The organism is Pseudonocardia sp. KRD291 (assembly GCF_019263595.1).
In the GTDB taxonomy this organism is placed as follows: Bacteria; Actinomycetota; Actinomycetes; order Mycobacteriales; family Pseudonocardiaceae; genus Pseudonocardia.
The window spans coordinates 1-13,368 of sequence record NZ_JADQDD010000168.1; the positions used below are offsets into that span (position 1 = coordinate 1).

The 13,368-nt window shown below is 73.7% G+C and carries 12 protein-coding genes; 5 read left to right on the top strand and 7 right to left on the bottom strand.

Features of this window, described 5'->3' with window-relative positions; all coding sequences use genetic code 11:
* A partial coding sequence (locus tag I4I78_RS21015; protein ID WP_218613163.1) for a pyruvate dehydrogenase occupies positions 1–1,677 on the bottom strand: 1,677 nt, incomplete at its 3' end.
* Between the two features lie 151 nt (positions 1,678–1,828).
* On the opposite strand from I4I78_RS21015, the gene I4I78_RS21020 reads away from it, so the two are divergent.
* Together I4I78_RS21020 and I4I78_RS21025 are read left to right on the top strand one after the other, a co-directional pair.
* On the top strand, positions 1,829–3,829 hold the full coding sequence (locus tag I4I78_RS21020) for a serine/threonine-protein kinase (RefSeq protein ID WP_218613164.1): 2,001 nt from the start codon (positions 1,829–1,831) through the stop codon (positions 3,827–3,829).
* 259 nt (positions 3,830–4,088) lie between these two features.
* Positions 4,089–4,244, top strand: coding sequence for a hypothetical protein (locus tag I4I78_RS21025; RefSeq protein WP_218613165.1), 156 nt, complete (start codon positions 4,089–4,091; stop codon positions 4,242–4,244).
* Positions 4,245–4,456: 212 nt separating this feature from the next.
* Here the strand turns inward: I4I78_RS21025 and I4I78_RS21030 are convergent, their stop codons facing one another.
* Complete coding sequence (locus I4I78_RS21030) at positions 4,457–5,341, bottom strand: 3-keto-5-aminohexanoate cleavage protein (RefSeq protein ID WP_218613166.1); 885 nt, start codon at positions 5,339–5,341, stop codon at positions 4,457–4,459.
* A 168-nt stretch (positions 5,342–5,509) separates the two neighbouring features.
* On the opposite strand from I4I78_RS21030, the gene I4I78_RS21035 reads away from it, so the two are divergent.
* The 3 genes from I4I78_RS21035 to I4I78_RS21045 all read left to right on the top strand — a co-directional run bounded on the left by I4I78_RS21035 (position 5,510) and on the right by I4I78_RS21045 (position 8,372).
* A complete protein-coding gene (locus I4I78_RS21035; protein ID WP_218613167.1) occupies positions 5,510–6,556 on the top strand; it encodes a leucyl aminopeptidase in 1,047 nt (348 codons plus the stop codon).
* Positions 6,553–7,308, top strand: a complete 756-nt coding sequence (locus I4I78_RS21040) for an aspartate/glutamate racemase family protein (RefSeq protein WP_218613168.1) — start codon at positions 6,553–6,555, stop codon at positions 7,306–7,308. Before I4I78_RS21035 ends, I4I78_RS21040 begins: the two co-directional genes overlap by 4 nt.
* 74 nt (positions 7,309–7,382) lie before the next feature.
* Positions 7,383–8,372 (top strand): LLM class flavin-dependent oxidoreductase, encoded by a 990-nt coding sequence (locus I4I78_RS21045; protein WP_218613169.1) that lies wholly within the window; start codon positions 7,383–7,385, stop codon positions 8,370–8,372.
* A gap of 47 nt (positions 8,373–8,419) precedes the next feature.
* On the opposite strand, the gene I4I78_RS21050 is transcribed toward I4I78_RS21045, so the two are convergent.
* From I4I78_RS21050 to I4I78_RS21070, 5 genes are all read right to left on the bottom strand, one after another.
* Positions 8,420–8,902, bottom strand: a complete 483-nt coding sequence (locus I4I78_RS21050) for a hypothetical protein (protein ID WP_218613170.1) — start codon at positions 8,900–8,902, stop codon at positions 8,420–8,422.
* 153 nt (positions 8,903–9,055) lie between these two features.
* Positions 9,056–9,904: an alpha/beta hydrolase gene (locus I4I78_RS21055; RefSeq protein WP_308252261.1), complete on the bottom strand. Its 849-nt coding sequence runs from the start codon at positions 9,902–9,904 to the stop codon at positions 9,056–9,058.
* Positions 9,901–10,539, bottom strand: a complete 639-nt coding sequence (locus I4I78_RS21060) for an isochorismatase family protein (protein WP_218613171.1) — start codon at positions 10,537–10,539, stop codon at positions 9,901–9,903. The genes I4I78_RS21055 and I4I78_RS21060 overlap by 4 nt, the downstream gene beginning before the upstream one ends.
* Entirely contained in the window at positions 10,536–11,048 is a 513-nt protein-coding gene (locus I4I78_RS21065) for a (2Fe-2S)-binding protein (RefSeq protein WP_226380145.1), read from the bottom strand. Before I4I78_RS21065 ends, I4I78_RS21060 begins: the two co-directional genes overlap by 4 nt.
* Positions 11,041–13,368, bottom strand: a 2,328-nt coding sequence (locus I4I78_RS21070; RefSeq protein ID WP_218613172.1) for a xanthine dehydrogenase family protein molybdopterin-binding subunit, incomplete at its 5' end; no start/stop codon positions are given. The genes I4I78_RS21065 and I4I78_RS21070, both read right to left, overlap by 8 nt.

Consider the following 13,368-nt stretch of genomic DNA (forward strand, 5'->3'; position numbering starts at 1 on the left):
ACCGTCGAGGACGGTGCGGGTCGCGGCGAGGGCGAAGCCGCGGACCTGGGTGGCGGTGATGTGCGGCGGGATGGACAGCGCGTTCGGGTCGGTGCGCACGTCGACCAGCGACGGTCCGCGGTGGTCCAGGGCGTGCCGCACCGCGGAGCGGACGTCGGCCGGGTCCTGCACCACGGTCGCGTCGATGCCGGCGGCGCGGGCGATCCCGGCCAGGTCGGCGGGGCCGTGGTCGGTCTGGAACGACGGGTAGCCGGCCACCATCATCTCGAGGCGGATCATGCCCAGCGACCCGTTGTTGAACGCGACGACGGTCAGGTCCAGCTCGTGCTCGGCCGCGGTGAGCAGCTCGCCGAGCAGCATCGTCAGGCCGCCGTCGCCGGACAGGGACACGACCTGGCGACCGGGGTGCGAGCAGGCGGCGCCGATCGCGTGCGGCAGCGCGTTCGCCATCGTCCCGTGCCGGAACGAGCCGATGATCCGGCGCCGGCCGTTGGGCTGCAGGTAGCGCGCGGCCCACACGTTGCACATGCCGGTGTCGACGGTGGCGATCGCGTCGTCGGCCATCTCCTCGTCGAGCACCGCGGCGACGTGCTCGGGGTGCACCGGGCGCAGCGTCTGCACGTTCTGCGTGTACGCCGAGACGACCTTCTCCAGCGCGTCGGCGTGCCTGCGCAGCATCCGGTCCAGGAACGACCGGTCGGTCTTCTGCGCGATCCTCGGCAGAAGCGCGCGCAGGGTGGCGCCGACGTCGCCGTGCACGCCCAGGTCGAGCACGGTGCGCCGGCCCAGGTGGGCGGGGTCGCGGTCCACCTGCACGGTGCGGGCCTGCGGCAGGAACGTGTCGTAGGGGAAGTCGGTGCCGAGCAGGACCAGCAGGTCGGCGGAGTGCGTCGCCTCGTAGCAGGCGCCGTAGCCGAGCAGGCCGCTCATGCCGACGTCGTAGGGGTTGTCGTACTGGATCCACTCCTTGCCGCCGAGCGAGTGCCCGACCGGGGAGTGGACCTTCGCCGCCAGCTCCAGCACCTCGTCGCGGGCGTCCCGGATCCCGGCGCCGACGAACAGCGTGACGTTCCGCGCGGCGTCGATCCGCCGCGCCAGCTCATCGACGCGGTCGTCGGCGGGCACGACGGTCGCGGACGGGACGACGAGGTCGCTCGTCCCGGTCTCGGCGGCGGCCTGCTCCGCGCTGACGTCGCCGGGCAGGACCAGCACCGACACGCCGCCGCGGGCCAGGGCCGTCTGCATCGCGATCCGCTGCAGCCGGGGCATCTGCTCCGGGCGCGAGATCATCTCGCAGTAGACGGAGCACTCCAGGAACAGCCGCTCCGGGTGCGTCTCCTGGAAGTAGCTCGTGCCGATCTGCACCGACGGGATGTGCGAGGCGATAGCGAGCACCGGCGCGCCGGAGCGGTTGGCGTCGTAGAGGCCCTGCACCAGGTGCGTGTTGCCCGGTCCGCAGCTGCCGGCACAGACCGCGAGACGCCCGGTCAGCTGCGCCTCCGCGGCCGCGGCCAGCGCGGCGGCCTCCTCGTTGTGCACGTGCACCCAGGCGATCCGGCCGTCGCGCCGGATCGCGTCCGCGAGCGGGTTCAGGCTGTCCCCGACCAGGCCGTAGATGCGCTCGACCCCGGCCTGGTGCAACAGTTCGATCATCTGGTCGGCGACGCTGCGGCTCATGGTGTCCTCTCGCGGCGGTGGTGGGTCCGGACGGGGCCGGGCCCGGTCGGCCGCCTCCCCGGGTTCCTGCCGGGCAGGCGCTGCGCAGATCGGGTGCGAACGTCCGGCGGGGCCGATCATAGGATCGGCCCTCGACGACCGAGGGGGCGCGGTGGAACCGGGGAACGTGCTGTTCGACCGGTACCGCGTCGTGCGCCGGATCGCCGCCGGCGGGATGGGCACCGTGTTCGAGGCCCTCGACCTCGTGCTCGACCAGCCCGTCGCGCTCAAGCAGGTCCGGTACGCCGCACTGCCCGAGGCCGACGCCGAGGACACCCGGGCGCGGACGCTGCGCGAGGCCCGCACCGCCGCCCGGTTGCGCGGGAACCCGCACGTGGTCGCGATCTACGACGTGCAGGTCGCCGACGGCGACGTCTGGCTGGTCCTGGAGTACGTCCCCTCGCGCAGCCTCGCCGAGGTCACCGCAGGCCACGTCCGCCTCGACGTGCGGACCGCCGCCGGCATCGGCGCCGCGGTGGCCCGCGGGCTGGCCGCGGCGCACGCCGGCGGTGTCACCCACCGCGACGTCAAGCCCGGCAACATCCTGATCGCGACGGCCGACGGCACCGCGAAGCTGACCGACTTCGGCATCTCCCGCGCGGAGGGCGAGTCCACGCTGACCATGACCGGCGAGGTCTCCGGCACTCCCGCCTACATGGCCCGCGAGGTGGCCCGCGGCGAGGACGCGACGCCCGCCTCGGACGTGTTCTCGCTGGCCGCGACGCTGTACGCGGCGGTGGAGGGGACCGGGCCGTTCGGTCCGCAGTCGAACCCGCGGGCGATGGTCTACCGGGTCGCGAACGACCCGGTGCGGCCCCCGCAGGTGTGCGGCCCGCTGGAGCCGGTGCTGAGGGCGATGCTCGCCGACGAGCCGGACCGCCGTCCGGACGCCGCGACCGTCGCACGGTGGCTCGACGATCTCGCCGGACGCCCGGCCGAGCCGTCCGGGCACCCGGGGCCTCCCGCGCCGGTCCGCGGCCCGGGAGGCCCGCAGCAGTCCCCGCCGGCAGCGCCGCGGACCCCTCCGGGGCCCGGCCGCGTCCCGGCCGGAACCGGCGTCCCGGCGCCGCAGGCTCGTGCGGGGGCGGGTGTCGCGCCGCCGCCGGGTCCCGTCCGGCCCGATCCCGGGCCGCCCGGTCCGGACGGGTCCGTGCCGGTCGGCGCCCGGCGGCGCGGGCCGCTGCTGCTGGCCGGCGCGGTCGCGCTGGTCGCGGTGCTGGCCGTCGGGGCGTTCGCCGTGTTCGGCTCCGGCACGTCCGGTCCGGACGGCCCGGCCGCCGCGCCGGTGTCGCCGCGCGCGGTCTCCGGGGACCCGCGCCTGGCCGACCCGTGCCCGCTGCTCGACCAGGCCGTGCTGGGCGGTTTCGGGGCGGCGACGCCTGCCGTCGCCTCCACACTGTCCGGATGCCACACCGACGTCGTGCCGCCGGGCGGGCAGGTCGTGCGGGTGTCGGCGTACTTCACCGGCCGTCCCGACGTGCCGGGCGCCCCGCGCCAGGTCGGGGACCTGACCCAGGTGCGCGGTGGCCCGGCCTCGGACCCCGGCGGTCGCGGCCGCGCCTGCTCGCACACGGTCGGGCTGCCCGACGGCAACGCGGTCCGGTTCGACGTCGAGTCGTTCGACCCGGCCGTCGCGCCCTGCACCGTCGCCGACCGGGTCCTGGACGCGGCCACCGCCCGGCTGCAGCGTGACGGCGTCACCTACGACCCGGCCCGCAACCCGGCGAGCGGGCTGGCCGGCGCGGACGCCTGCGGGGCGCTCGACGAGGCGGCCCTGGTGCGTGCCGGGGTCGAGACCCGGGCGTTCCCCGGCTTCGCGAACTGGTCCTGCTCGTGGGGCACGGCGCAGATCTACGTGACCCTCGTGTTCGGTGCGACGACCACCGAGCGCGGCGTCGTCGGGTCGCCGGTGGCGCCGATCGCCGGCCGGGACGCGTTCTCCCGGCCCGACGGCGGCGGCTGCGCCGTCACCGTGCTGCGCGGGCCCGCCGCCGGGGGCCGCGTCGAGCTCGTCACCACCACCGTCGCGCTGGCCGGTGCCCCGCGCGAGCGGATGTGCGCGGCCGCGGCCGACCTCGCCTCGACCGCGCAGGGCCGGCTTCCGGCGGGCTGATCGTGGTGCGGTGCCGATCACACGACCGGCGGCGGTCGGTGGGGGATGGCCGTACGCCCGATCGTCCGTCCGGAGCAGCGACCGCGGAGGTCGATGCCGCTCCGAGATCGGTCCGGTACCCCTCCGTGACAAAGGACCGTTCGCCCGTTCACCCGCACGTCTGCACTGCGCCGAACGGCACGGGATCGACCGCGTTGCGTTCAGCGCCGGGTGTGGCTTTCCGGTACGTTTTCGCCACCTTCGACGAAGAGGTTCCACAATGATCGTTCTCGGTGTCATCCTGCTGCTGATCGGCTATTTCACCAGCATCTCCATCCTCTACTACATCGGCGGCATCCTGCTGATCATCGGTGTCGTCTTCCTGATCCTCGGCGCGGTCGGCAGGCCGGTGGGCGGCCGAAAAGCATGGTTCTGACCAGGTAGGCCCCGGGCCGGCGGATCCTCGCCGGCTGAGCGGGCCACCTGACGCCGCTGCACCGACGGGCCTCTCCGGGCGTTGCACCCGCAACCCCCGGAGAGGCCCGGTCGTCTTTTCCGGACACCCTCGTACATTGTTGACCCGACGCGACCGCCGAACATTCGACACGCTGTCGGGGTTTGCGCGGCGAATGTGCGGGATCAACGAATTCACGGCACCGTCACACCGAGTGTCGCCCGGGCCTGCGCGGGCGTCGCCGGCACCCGTCCGAGCTGGTCCAGCAGGCGCAGTGCCCCGTCGAGCAACTGGGCGTTCGAGGGCGTCGACGGCCCGGCGTAGTCCTCCAGCCCGACCCGGACGTGCCCGCCGCGCCGGATCGCCCGCTCGGCCAGCCCGCAGCCGACGACGTCGCCGCCGAGCACCGCGACCGACCACGGCAGCCCGGACGGCTCCAGCAGCTCCAGGTAGGCGTCCAGGGCGGCCTGCGTCGGCGGTAGCCCGAACTGCAGGTCGTCGGCGAAGTACAGCTTGACGATCGCCCCCGGCGGTACCCGGCCGTGCCGGAGCAACGTCAGCGCGGTGCGCAGGAAGCCCGGCTCGAAGATCGAGATGCTGGGCCCCGCGCCGAGCTCGGCGCTGCGGGCGAACATGTACTCGGTGTCGTCGATGCTGTTCTGGTAGGGACCGGCGGCCGCGGCCGCCGGGGTGTGCCCGTCGGCGGTGAGGCCGACGTTCACCGACCCCGGGTCGACCAGGCTCAGCCCGCCGAGCCCGCGGCGGGCCAGCTCCTCGACGTGCGCCCACCGCCGCTGCACCGGGATCCCCCGCGCTCCGGCGGCCATCGTCGGGTAGAGCAGCGCGTCCGGGAACCGCTCCAGCACCGGGGCCCACGCCTGCAGGTACGGCTCGACGGCGTGCACCCCGTCGGAGGTGAACATCGGCTCGTCGTTGTGGTTGTGCACGATCGCCGCGCCCGCCTCGATCCCCGCGCACGCGACGTCGGCGATCTCGGCGGGGGAGCGGGGGACGTGTGGGTTGCGCTCGCGCGGGGTCGCGCCGTTGACGGCCAGCTCCAGGATCACCGGTGAGTCCATGCGGCCAGCATCGTCCGGGGACCGGGGATCGCACCACCGCACGCACCACCGCGGCTATGACGTTCGGGTTTCTGCACCCCGCAGACCTTGCGTGCTCGGATTGTACGTGCTCGGATCACCTGCACGTATGTTCGTTCCGCAAGCTCCTCTCAACTGGAGGTAACCGCCATGGATCAGAACCTGTTCAACGACATCTGCCTGCAGCAGCTGAGGCTCTCGGGCGTGCACGAGGGGGAGACGATCGTCGTCCTGACCCGGGGCGCGGACCGGACCGAGTACGCCGACGCGTTCCTGTGGGCCGCGCAGCAGCTGGGCGCCGGTGCCTATCACCTGCGCCTGCCGCCGCCGGCGAGCGCGAGCGGCGCGTGGGCCGTCGGCGACTCCGGGCTCGGGTCGCTGCCCCTGGCGGTGGACGCGCTCAAGGCCGTCGACATGGTCGTGGACTGCACGTTCCTGCTGTTCTCCCCCGAGCAGTTCGCGATCCAGGACGCCGGCACCCGGATCCTGACCGCGGTCGAACCCCCGGAGCTGCTGGCCCGGTTGATGCCGACCCCCGAGCTGCGCGAGCGCGTCGAGATCGGGGCGGAGCTGCTGGCCAAGGCCTCGACGATGCGGATCACCAGTCCGCACGGCACCGACGTGACCTACCAGCTGGGCATGTACCCGACCATGTCGGAGTACGGCTACACCGACACTCCGGGCCGATGGGACCACTGGCCGGCGGCGTTCGTGTTCACCGGCGGTTCCGACGACGGCGTCGACGGGAAGATCGTCCTCGCCCCGGGAGACGTGCTGCTGCCGTTCAACACCTACGTCCAGACCCCCGTGGAGATCACCATCGAGCAGGGGTTCATCCGCGACATCCGCGGCGGCGCCGGGAGCAGTGGCCTGGACGCGGAGCTGCTCAGTTCCTACATCCGGTCGTTCGACGACCCGCGCGGCTACGGCATGAGCCACGTCGGCTGGGGCCTCGACGAGCGCGCGCACTGGCACGGGCTGACCCAGTTCGGCGGCGGCATGGGCATGGAGCTGCGCAGCTTCTACGGCAACGTGATGTTCTCGATCGGGCCGAACAACGAGCTGGGCGGGCCGAACGACACCGCGTGTCACTTCGACATCCCGATGCGCGGCAACTCGCTGCACCTCGACGACGAGCTGATCGTCGACGCCGGTGAGCTGACCGTCCCCGAGATGCGCCCGGTCGCGAAGCGATGACCGACCATCACATCGGGATGATCGTCCCGAGCTCGAACCTCACGATGGAGACCGAGCTGCCGCGGATGCTGCGCGCCCGCGAGGAGGCCGAACCCGGCGACCGGTTCGTCTTCCACGCGGCGCGGGCCCGGATGCAGCACGTGACCCCGGAGCAGCTGCGGGCGATGAACGCCCAGGCCGAGCGGGCGGCGACCGAGCTGGCCGACGCCCGCCCGGACGTCGTCGCCACCGCGTGTCTGGTCGCGATCATGGCCCAGGGGCCCGGCTACCACTGCACGGCCGAGGACTCGATCACCGCCGCGCTGCGCGGCGAGGGGTCGCAGGCGCCGGTCGTCTCCAGTGCCGGTGCGCTGCTCGCCGGGATCTCGGCGCTGGGCGCGAAGCGGGTCGCGATCATCACGCCGTACATGAAGCCGCTGACCGATGCCGTCGTCGCCTATCTGACCGACGCCGGCGTCGAGGTCGTGGACGCACTGTCGCTGGAGGTGCCCGACAACCTGGCCGTGGCCCGCCTCGACCCGGCCGACCTGCGCGAGCATTGGCGGAAGCTGGACCTGTCCCGGGCCGACGCGCTCGTGCTCAGTGCGTGCGTGCAGATGCCCTCGCTGGCCTCGATCCAGCCGGTCCAGGACGAGGTGGGCATCCCGGTGCTCTCGGCCGCCACGGCGACCACGTACCGGATCCTGCAGGAGCTGGGGCTGCCGCCGATCGTGCCCGGAGCGGGACAGCTCCTGGCCGAGGGCCGCGCTTGACACGACCTTGAAGAGCGCGTGACTCTGCGCTGAGCCACGACGAGGTGGCTGTGCGAGATCGGACGGAGCTGTCCATGGATGTGTCCTGCGCATTCCCGACCGCCCTGGACTCGGCGGACAACATCGCCGTGGCCGAGGAGATCGGGTACCACCGGGCCTGGATCTACGACACGCCCCAGCAGAGCCCGGACGTGTGGATGACCCTGGCCCTGGCCGCGGAGCGGACCGAGCGGATCGAGCTGGGCCCGGGGGTGCTGGTCCCGAGCCTGCGCCACCCGATGGTCAACGCGGCCGCGACGGCGACCCTCACCGCGCTCGCGCCCGGCCGGGTCGTGGTCTCCTTCGGCACCGGGTTCACCGGGCGGCGCGCGATGGGCTACGGCGCGATCACCTGGGCGTTCATGGAGTCCTACATCCGCACGTTCCAGGCCCTGCTGCGCGGCGAGACCGTCGAGTGGGAGGGCGCGCAGATGCAGATGCTGCACCCCGACGGGCACTCGCCCGCCCGACCGATCGAGGTGCCGGTGCTGGTCGGCGCGCTCGGTCCGAAGGGGAACAAGGTCGCCGGCGCGCTGGGCGACGGGCTCTACGCGACCCTGCAGGTCCCCGAGTTCATTCGCGAGCACTCGTGGGCGGCCTACCTCGCCTGGGGCACCGTGCTCGACGACGGGGAGGAGCCCGACTCCGAGCATGCGCGGGTCGCGGGCGGCCCGGGCTGGGCGCTGGCCTATCACGGGGCCTACGAGTTCGGCGGCCCGGACGCGGTGCGTGCACTGCCCGGCGGCACCGAATGGATGGAGGTCGTGGAGCGGACGCCGGCGTCGCAACGCCATCTGGCGGTCCACTCCGGTCACTGCGTCGAGCTCAACGAGGCCGACCGGGCGGCGTGGGACGCCGGCGGCCGCTCGATGCTGCGGGACGTGACGGTCAGCGGGACCCGCGGTGAGGTGCGCGGCCGGCTCGACGACCTGGCCGCCCAGGGCGTCACCGAGATCGTCTACCAGCCGTGCGGGCCGGATCCCCGCTCCGAGCTCGAGCGGTTCTTCGAGGCGGCGCACGCCTAGCGGTTCTGCCCGGAGAGGCCGGGGACGCCCGCACCCGCGTCGGGTTCTCAGGCGTCGGAGCGGCCGGACTCGCGGGAGCGCTCGCGCAGCAGGCGTCGTTGCTCGGCGGCGTCGCGGCGGCGGTCGCGTTCCTGGATCGCCGACCACCGTGCGGCCTTGGCGTCCGGCGTCGCCGGGGGCTCGACCCCGTACCAGGACCGGGTGGCGTCCCGGGCCGCAGCGGTGCGTTGCCGCGCCACCCGTGCTCGGCGCGAGCTGCCGACCGCGGTCTTCTTCGATTCGGGGCCGGTGCCGTCGGCCGACGCCATCTCGGGCTCGTCCGGGACCGGGTCGGGTTCGGCCAGGAACGCGGCCAGCTCCCGCTCGCGGGCGGCGGCCTGCGCCGCGCGCTCCCGTTCCGCGGCGGCGTCCCGCGCGGCGATGTCGCGCCGGTGTGCGTCGTCGAGCGCGGCGCGGGCGGCGGGGCTCAGCTCGACGAGCGGCGGGCCGCCGTCGTCGTCGAGACGGTCCAGATCCACCGCGTGCGCCACCCCACCAGCATGACCTGCGGGCCGGGGACACGCACGCCCCGGGTCGCCGGTCAGCGGTGGGGCGCGCGCCGGCGGACGTCCTCGCACGGGAAACGGTGCCGTCGCACGGGGCATATCGCGTGCGAGGGCACCGTTTCTGGTGCGAAGCGGCGTCTAGAGGGCCCGGAGCGCCTCGCGCAGCAGTGTCAGGGCCTGGGCCGGGTTGTCCCAGAAGACCATGTGCCCGGCGTCCGGGATCTCGACCAGCGTCGCGGCCGGGTTCGCCGCGCGGGCCTCGTCGGCGCCGGCGGCGGTCACGACCGGGGAGTCGGCGCCGTGGAGCAGCGTGGTCGGGGCCGGGACCGACGGCCAGGCTGCGAAGAAGTCCTCGCTCTCGAACCCGGCGTGCGTCTCGGCGATCGCGCGCTCGTCGCAGCTGGACAGCCACCGTGCCCGCAGCTCCTGCTCCCGGCGCGGCCAGCGCGGCCAGGCCTGCGCGACCTCGTCGGCGTCGGTGCCGCGGCGGGCCTGCTCGAGCTGGCGCAGGAACGCCTCCAGCGTCGTCGGGTAGGGCCCGCGGCCCGGCCCGCTCATCGGCGGGTCCACCAGGACCGTGCCGCGCAGTGCGTGGTGGACGGCGGTGACGGCGGCGATCCGGGCGCCCATCGAGTGCCCGAGCAGCAGCGCGTCGTCGCCGATCCCGAGCCCGTCGAGCACGGCCACGGTGTCGGCGGCGTAGTCGTCGAGGGCGTAGCGGCCCCCGGAGTCGGACAGGCCGCGCCCGCGCACGTCGAGCACGATCGGCCGGACCAGGTCGGTGAGCTCGCGGGCGACGAAGTCCATCGTGATCGCCGGGCTGGTGATGCCCGGCAGGATCAGCAGCGGGGCGCGGTCGCCGCCGTAGTCGAGGACGTGCAGCCGCAGGTCGCCGCGGCGGACCCAGCGGCTCGTCGCGGGCACGTCGGCGAGGTCGGCCAGCGCGTCCTGGCCCAGTGTGCGGGTAGCGGTCCGGGCGAGGGTCACTTCGATCCCTTCACGTAGGTCAGGGCGTCGTCGAGGTCGATCACGTCGCCGTACTTGGCCTCGATGTCGAACAGGTTCGCGTCGTGCGGGCCCTGCGCGCGGTCGCCCACGCACGCGCGCGGCACCAGTACCGGGTAGCCGGACTGCAGCGCGTCCACCACGGTCGCGCGCACGCAGCCGCTGGTGGTGGCCCCGCAGACGATCACGGTGTCGGCCCCGAGGGAGGCCAGGGTCGAGGCCAGGCCGGTCCCGAAGAACGCCGACGCGCCCTTCTTCATGATCACGTGGTCGGCGTCGGTGCGGGGCAGCCGCGGGTCGATGTCGACGGCGGGGGAGTCCACGGCCAGCGCGCGCATCCCGGGCGCCTTGTCCAGCCAGACGACGGTGTCCATCTCGGCCGGTGTGTAGCCGATCGTCGTGTAGACGACCGGCACCCCGGCCGGGCGCGCGGCCAGGACCAGCGACGCCGTCGCGGCGACGACGTCGGTCAGGTCGGCGCCGGTGGGGTAGGAGGGGTCGGTGAACCCGGTCGTCAGGTCCACGACCACGATCACCGGCCGCTCCCCGCGCCGGACCGGGGCGCCGAACCCCGCGCGGTCGTAGGTCTCGTCGGTCTCGGAGCCGTGCAGGCTCATGCGGAACTCCTGTCGAGCTGGTCCTGCAGGGTGGCCCTGCGTCGGGTCGCGCAGTCGTCGATGGCCTCGACGATGGTCTGGTAACCGGTGCAGCGACAGAGGTTGGAGGCGACGACCTCGCGGATCTCCTCCTTCGTCGCGTCCGGCTCCTCGGCGAGGTAACCCTCGGCGAGCATCAGGAAACCGGGCGTGCAGAAGCCGCACTGCAGGCCGTGATGCGCGGAGAAGCACCGCTGCAGGTCGTTCAGGGTGCCGTCGGGTTCGGCGAGCGACTCCACGGTCCGGATCGGTGAGCCCTCCACCTGGGCGGCGAACACCAGGCAGGCGCGCACCGGTGCGTCGTCGACGAGCACGGTGCACGCCCCGCACACGCCGTGCTCGCAGCCGACGTGGGTCCCGGTCAACCCGAGGTCGTGGCGCAGCACGTCGACCAGGGTGCGCCGGGGCGAGATGGCCAGGTCGTGCCGCTCGCCGTTGACGGTCAGCTCGATCAGCTGCAGGTCAGACATGGACGCCCTCCAGTGCCCGGAACAGGGCCTCGCGCGGGATCGGGGTGTCGTCGAGCTCGACGCCGGTGCGGCGCAGCGCGTCGTTCACCGCGTTCAGGACGGCGGCCGGCGCGCCGATCGTGCCGCCCTCGCCTGCGCCCTTGGCCCCGCTCTCGGTGAACGCGCACGGTGTTTCCAGGTGCTCGATCCGCACGTCCGGGATCTCCGCGGCGGTCGGGACCTTGTACTCCATGAAGCTCGGGGCCAGCGGGTTGCCGGTCTCGTCGTAGGTGACCTGCTCGAACAGCGCGCCGGCGATGCCCTGCGCGATGCCGCCACGGGCCTGGCCCTCGACGACCTGCGGGTTGATCGCCACGCCGCAGTCCTCGACGCAGACGTAGCGCAGGATCCGGGTTCCGCCGGTGCCCGGGTCCAGCTCGACGACCACGCCGTGGGTGGCGTTGGAGAACGTGCCGTCCCCTCCGACGTCGAAGCTCGCGGTGGCGGCCAGCCCCGGCCCGACGCCCTTGGGCAGCAGGTGCGCGCGCAGGTAGGCGACGTCGGCGAGCTCGGCGAAGCTCTTCCGCCGGCCGGAGCCGCGCTCGCGGACCCCGCCCGCGCCGTCCAGCTCGACCGAGTCCAGGTCGGTCTCCAGCAGGTGCGCGGCGATCTCGCGGAGCGCCTCACCCAGCTTCACCGACGCGGCCGCGACCGCGCTGCCGCCGATCGTGATCGAGCGCGAGGCGAACGAGCCCCAGCCGTAGGTGATCCGGTCGGTGTCGCCCTGCACGATCTTGACCCGGTCGTAGGGGAGGCCGAGCCGGTCGGCCACGATCTGCGCCATCGTCGTCTCGTGCGACTGGCCGTGCGAGAGCGTGCCGGTGGTGACCGCGACCGTCCCGTCGAGGTCCATCCGGATCTCGGAGATGTCGAAGCCGGGCACGACGGCCATCTTGCGCTGGGCGAACGCGCCGGACCCGTATCCGGTCCGCTCGGAGAAACAGGCGAACCCGATGCCGACGACCCGTCGCTCGTCACCCCGGAGGGAGAACCAGCCCTCGTCGCGCAGCACCTGCTCGCACAGGTCGAGCGACTCGCGGTAGGAGCCCGGGTCGTAGGTGATGTTGTTGACGCCGGTGTAGGGGAACACCGTGATCAGGTTCCGGCGGCGCAGCTCGAGGGCGTCCATGCCGAGCGCGCGGGCCGCCTTCTCGAACACCCGCTCCATCACCATCACGTACTGCGGCCTGCTCACCCCGCGGTACGGCGCGGTCGGTGCCTTGTTCGTGGTCACCCCGCGGCCGCGGACCCGGTAGGCCGGGACGGTGTAGACGCTCGGCATCTCGGCCGAGGCCATCAGCGGCTCGATCCCGGCCGTGAACGGGTAGCAGGAGTAGGCGCCCATGTCGCAGACCACGTCGGCGTCGAGGGCCAGGATCTCGCCGTCCTCCGAGAACGCGGCGCGCACGTCGTAGCGCTGCTCGCGGGCCAGGAACGACGCGGTCAGCGCATCGCGGCGGTCCTCGATCCACTTGACCGGACGGCGCAGGCGCAGCGCGGCGGCCGCGGCGGCGATCTCCTCGCGCCCGACGACGCACTTCTGCCCGAACCCGCCGCCCATGTCCCCCGTGGTGACCCGGACCTGCTTCTCGTTTAGGCCGACGCAGCGGGCCAGCACCGTGCGGACCTGGTGCGGGACCTGCGAGCAGGTCTGCACCTGCAGCTGCTCGTCGCGGTCGTCCCAGGCGGCGACGGCGCCGCGGGTCTCCAGCGGCAGCGCGTTCTGGCGTCCGGTGCGGGTGTGCACCTCGACGACGGTGTGCGCGCCGGCGAAGCGCTCGTCGATGCCCTCGGTGGCGAACAGCGACACGTCGACCAGGGTGTTCGCGGCCGCCTCGTCGTGCACCAGCGGCGCGCCGTCGGCCAGCGCCGCGGTGTCCGAGACGACCGGGTCGCGCGGCTCGTACTCGACGACCGCCTCCTCGACCCCGTCCTCCACGGTGTACGGGTCGCGGGCGATCACGATCGCGACCGGCTCGCCGACGTAGCGGACGCGGTCGCGGGCCAGCACCGGCATCGACGTCGGCACGAACTCGTGCGCGGGCCGATCCAGCAGCGCCGTGATGTCGCCGAGGTCCAGGTCGGCCGCGGTGTAGGCGGCGACGACGCCGGGGACCTCGCGCACCGCCGTGAGGTCCACCGACACGACGTCGGCGTGCGCCTCCGTGCTGCGGACGAACTGGGCGTGCAGCATCCCCGGCAACGTCACGTCGTCGACGAACCGCCCGCGCCCGGCCAGCAGCCGCGGATCCTCCCGCCGTGGCACCGACGCCCCGACCCA

What these genes read in the sequence shown, in the direction of transcription:
- I4I78_RS21025 (WP_218613165.1), top strand. Translation starts at nt 4,089, where the DNA reads ATGATCGTTCTCGGTGTCATCCTGCTGCTGATCGGCTATTTCACCAGC.
- I4I78_RS21030 (WP_218613166.1), bottom strand. Translation starts at nt 5,341, where the DNA reads ATGGACTCACCGGTGATCCTGGAGCTGGCCGTCAACGGCGCGACCCCG.
- I4I78_RS21035 (WP_218613167.1), top strand. Translation starts at nt 5,510, where the DNA reads ATGGATCAGAACCTGTTCAACGACATCTGCCTGCAGCAGCTGAGGCTC.
- I4I78_RS21040 (WP_218613168.1), top strand. Translation starts at nt 6,553, where the DNA reads ATGACCGACCATCACATCGGGATGATCGTCCCGAGCTCGAACCTCACG.
- I4I78_RS21045 (WP_218613169.1), top strand. Translation starts at nt 7,383, where the DNA reads ATGGATGTGTCCTGCGCATTCCCGACCGCCCTGGACTCGGCGGACAAC.
- I4I78_RS21060 (WP_218613171.1), bottom strand. Translation starts at nt 10,539, where the DNA reads ATGAGCCTGCACGGCTCCGAGACCGACGAGACCTACGACCGCGCGGGG.
- I4I78_RS21065 (WP_226380145.1), bottom strand. Translation starts at nt 11,048, where the DNA reads ATGTCTGACCTGCAGCTGATCGAGCTGACCGTCAACGGCGAGCGGCAC.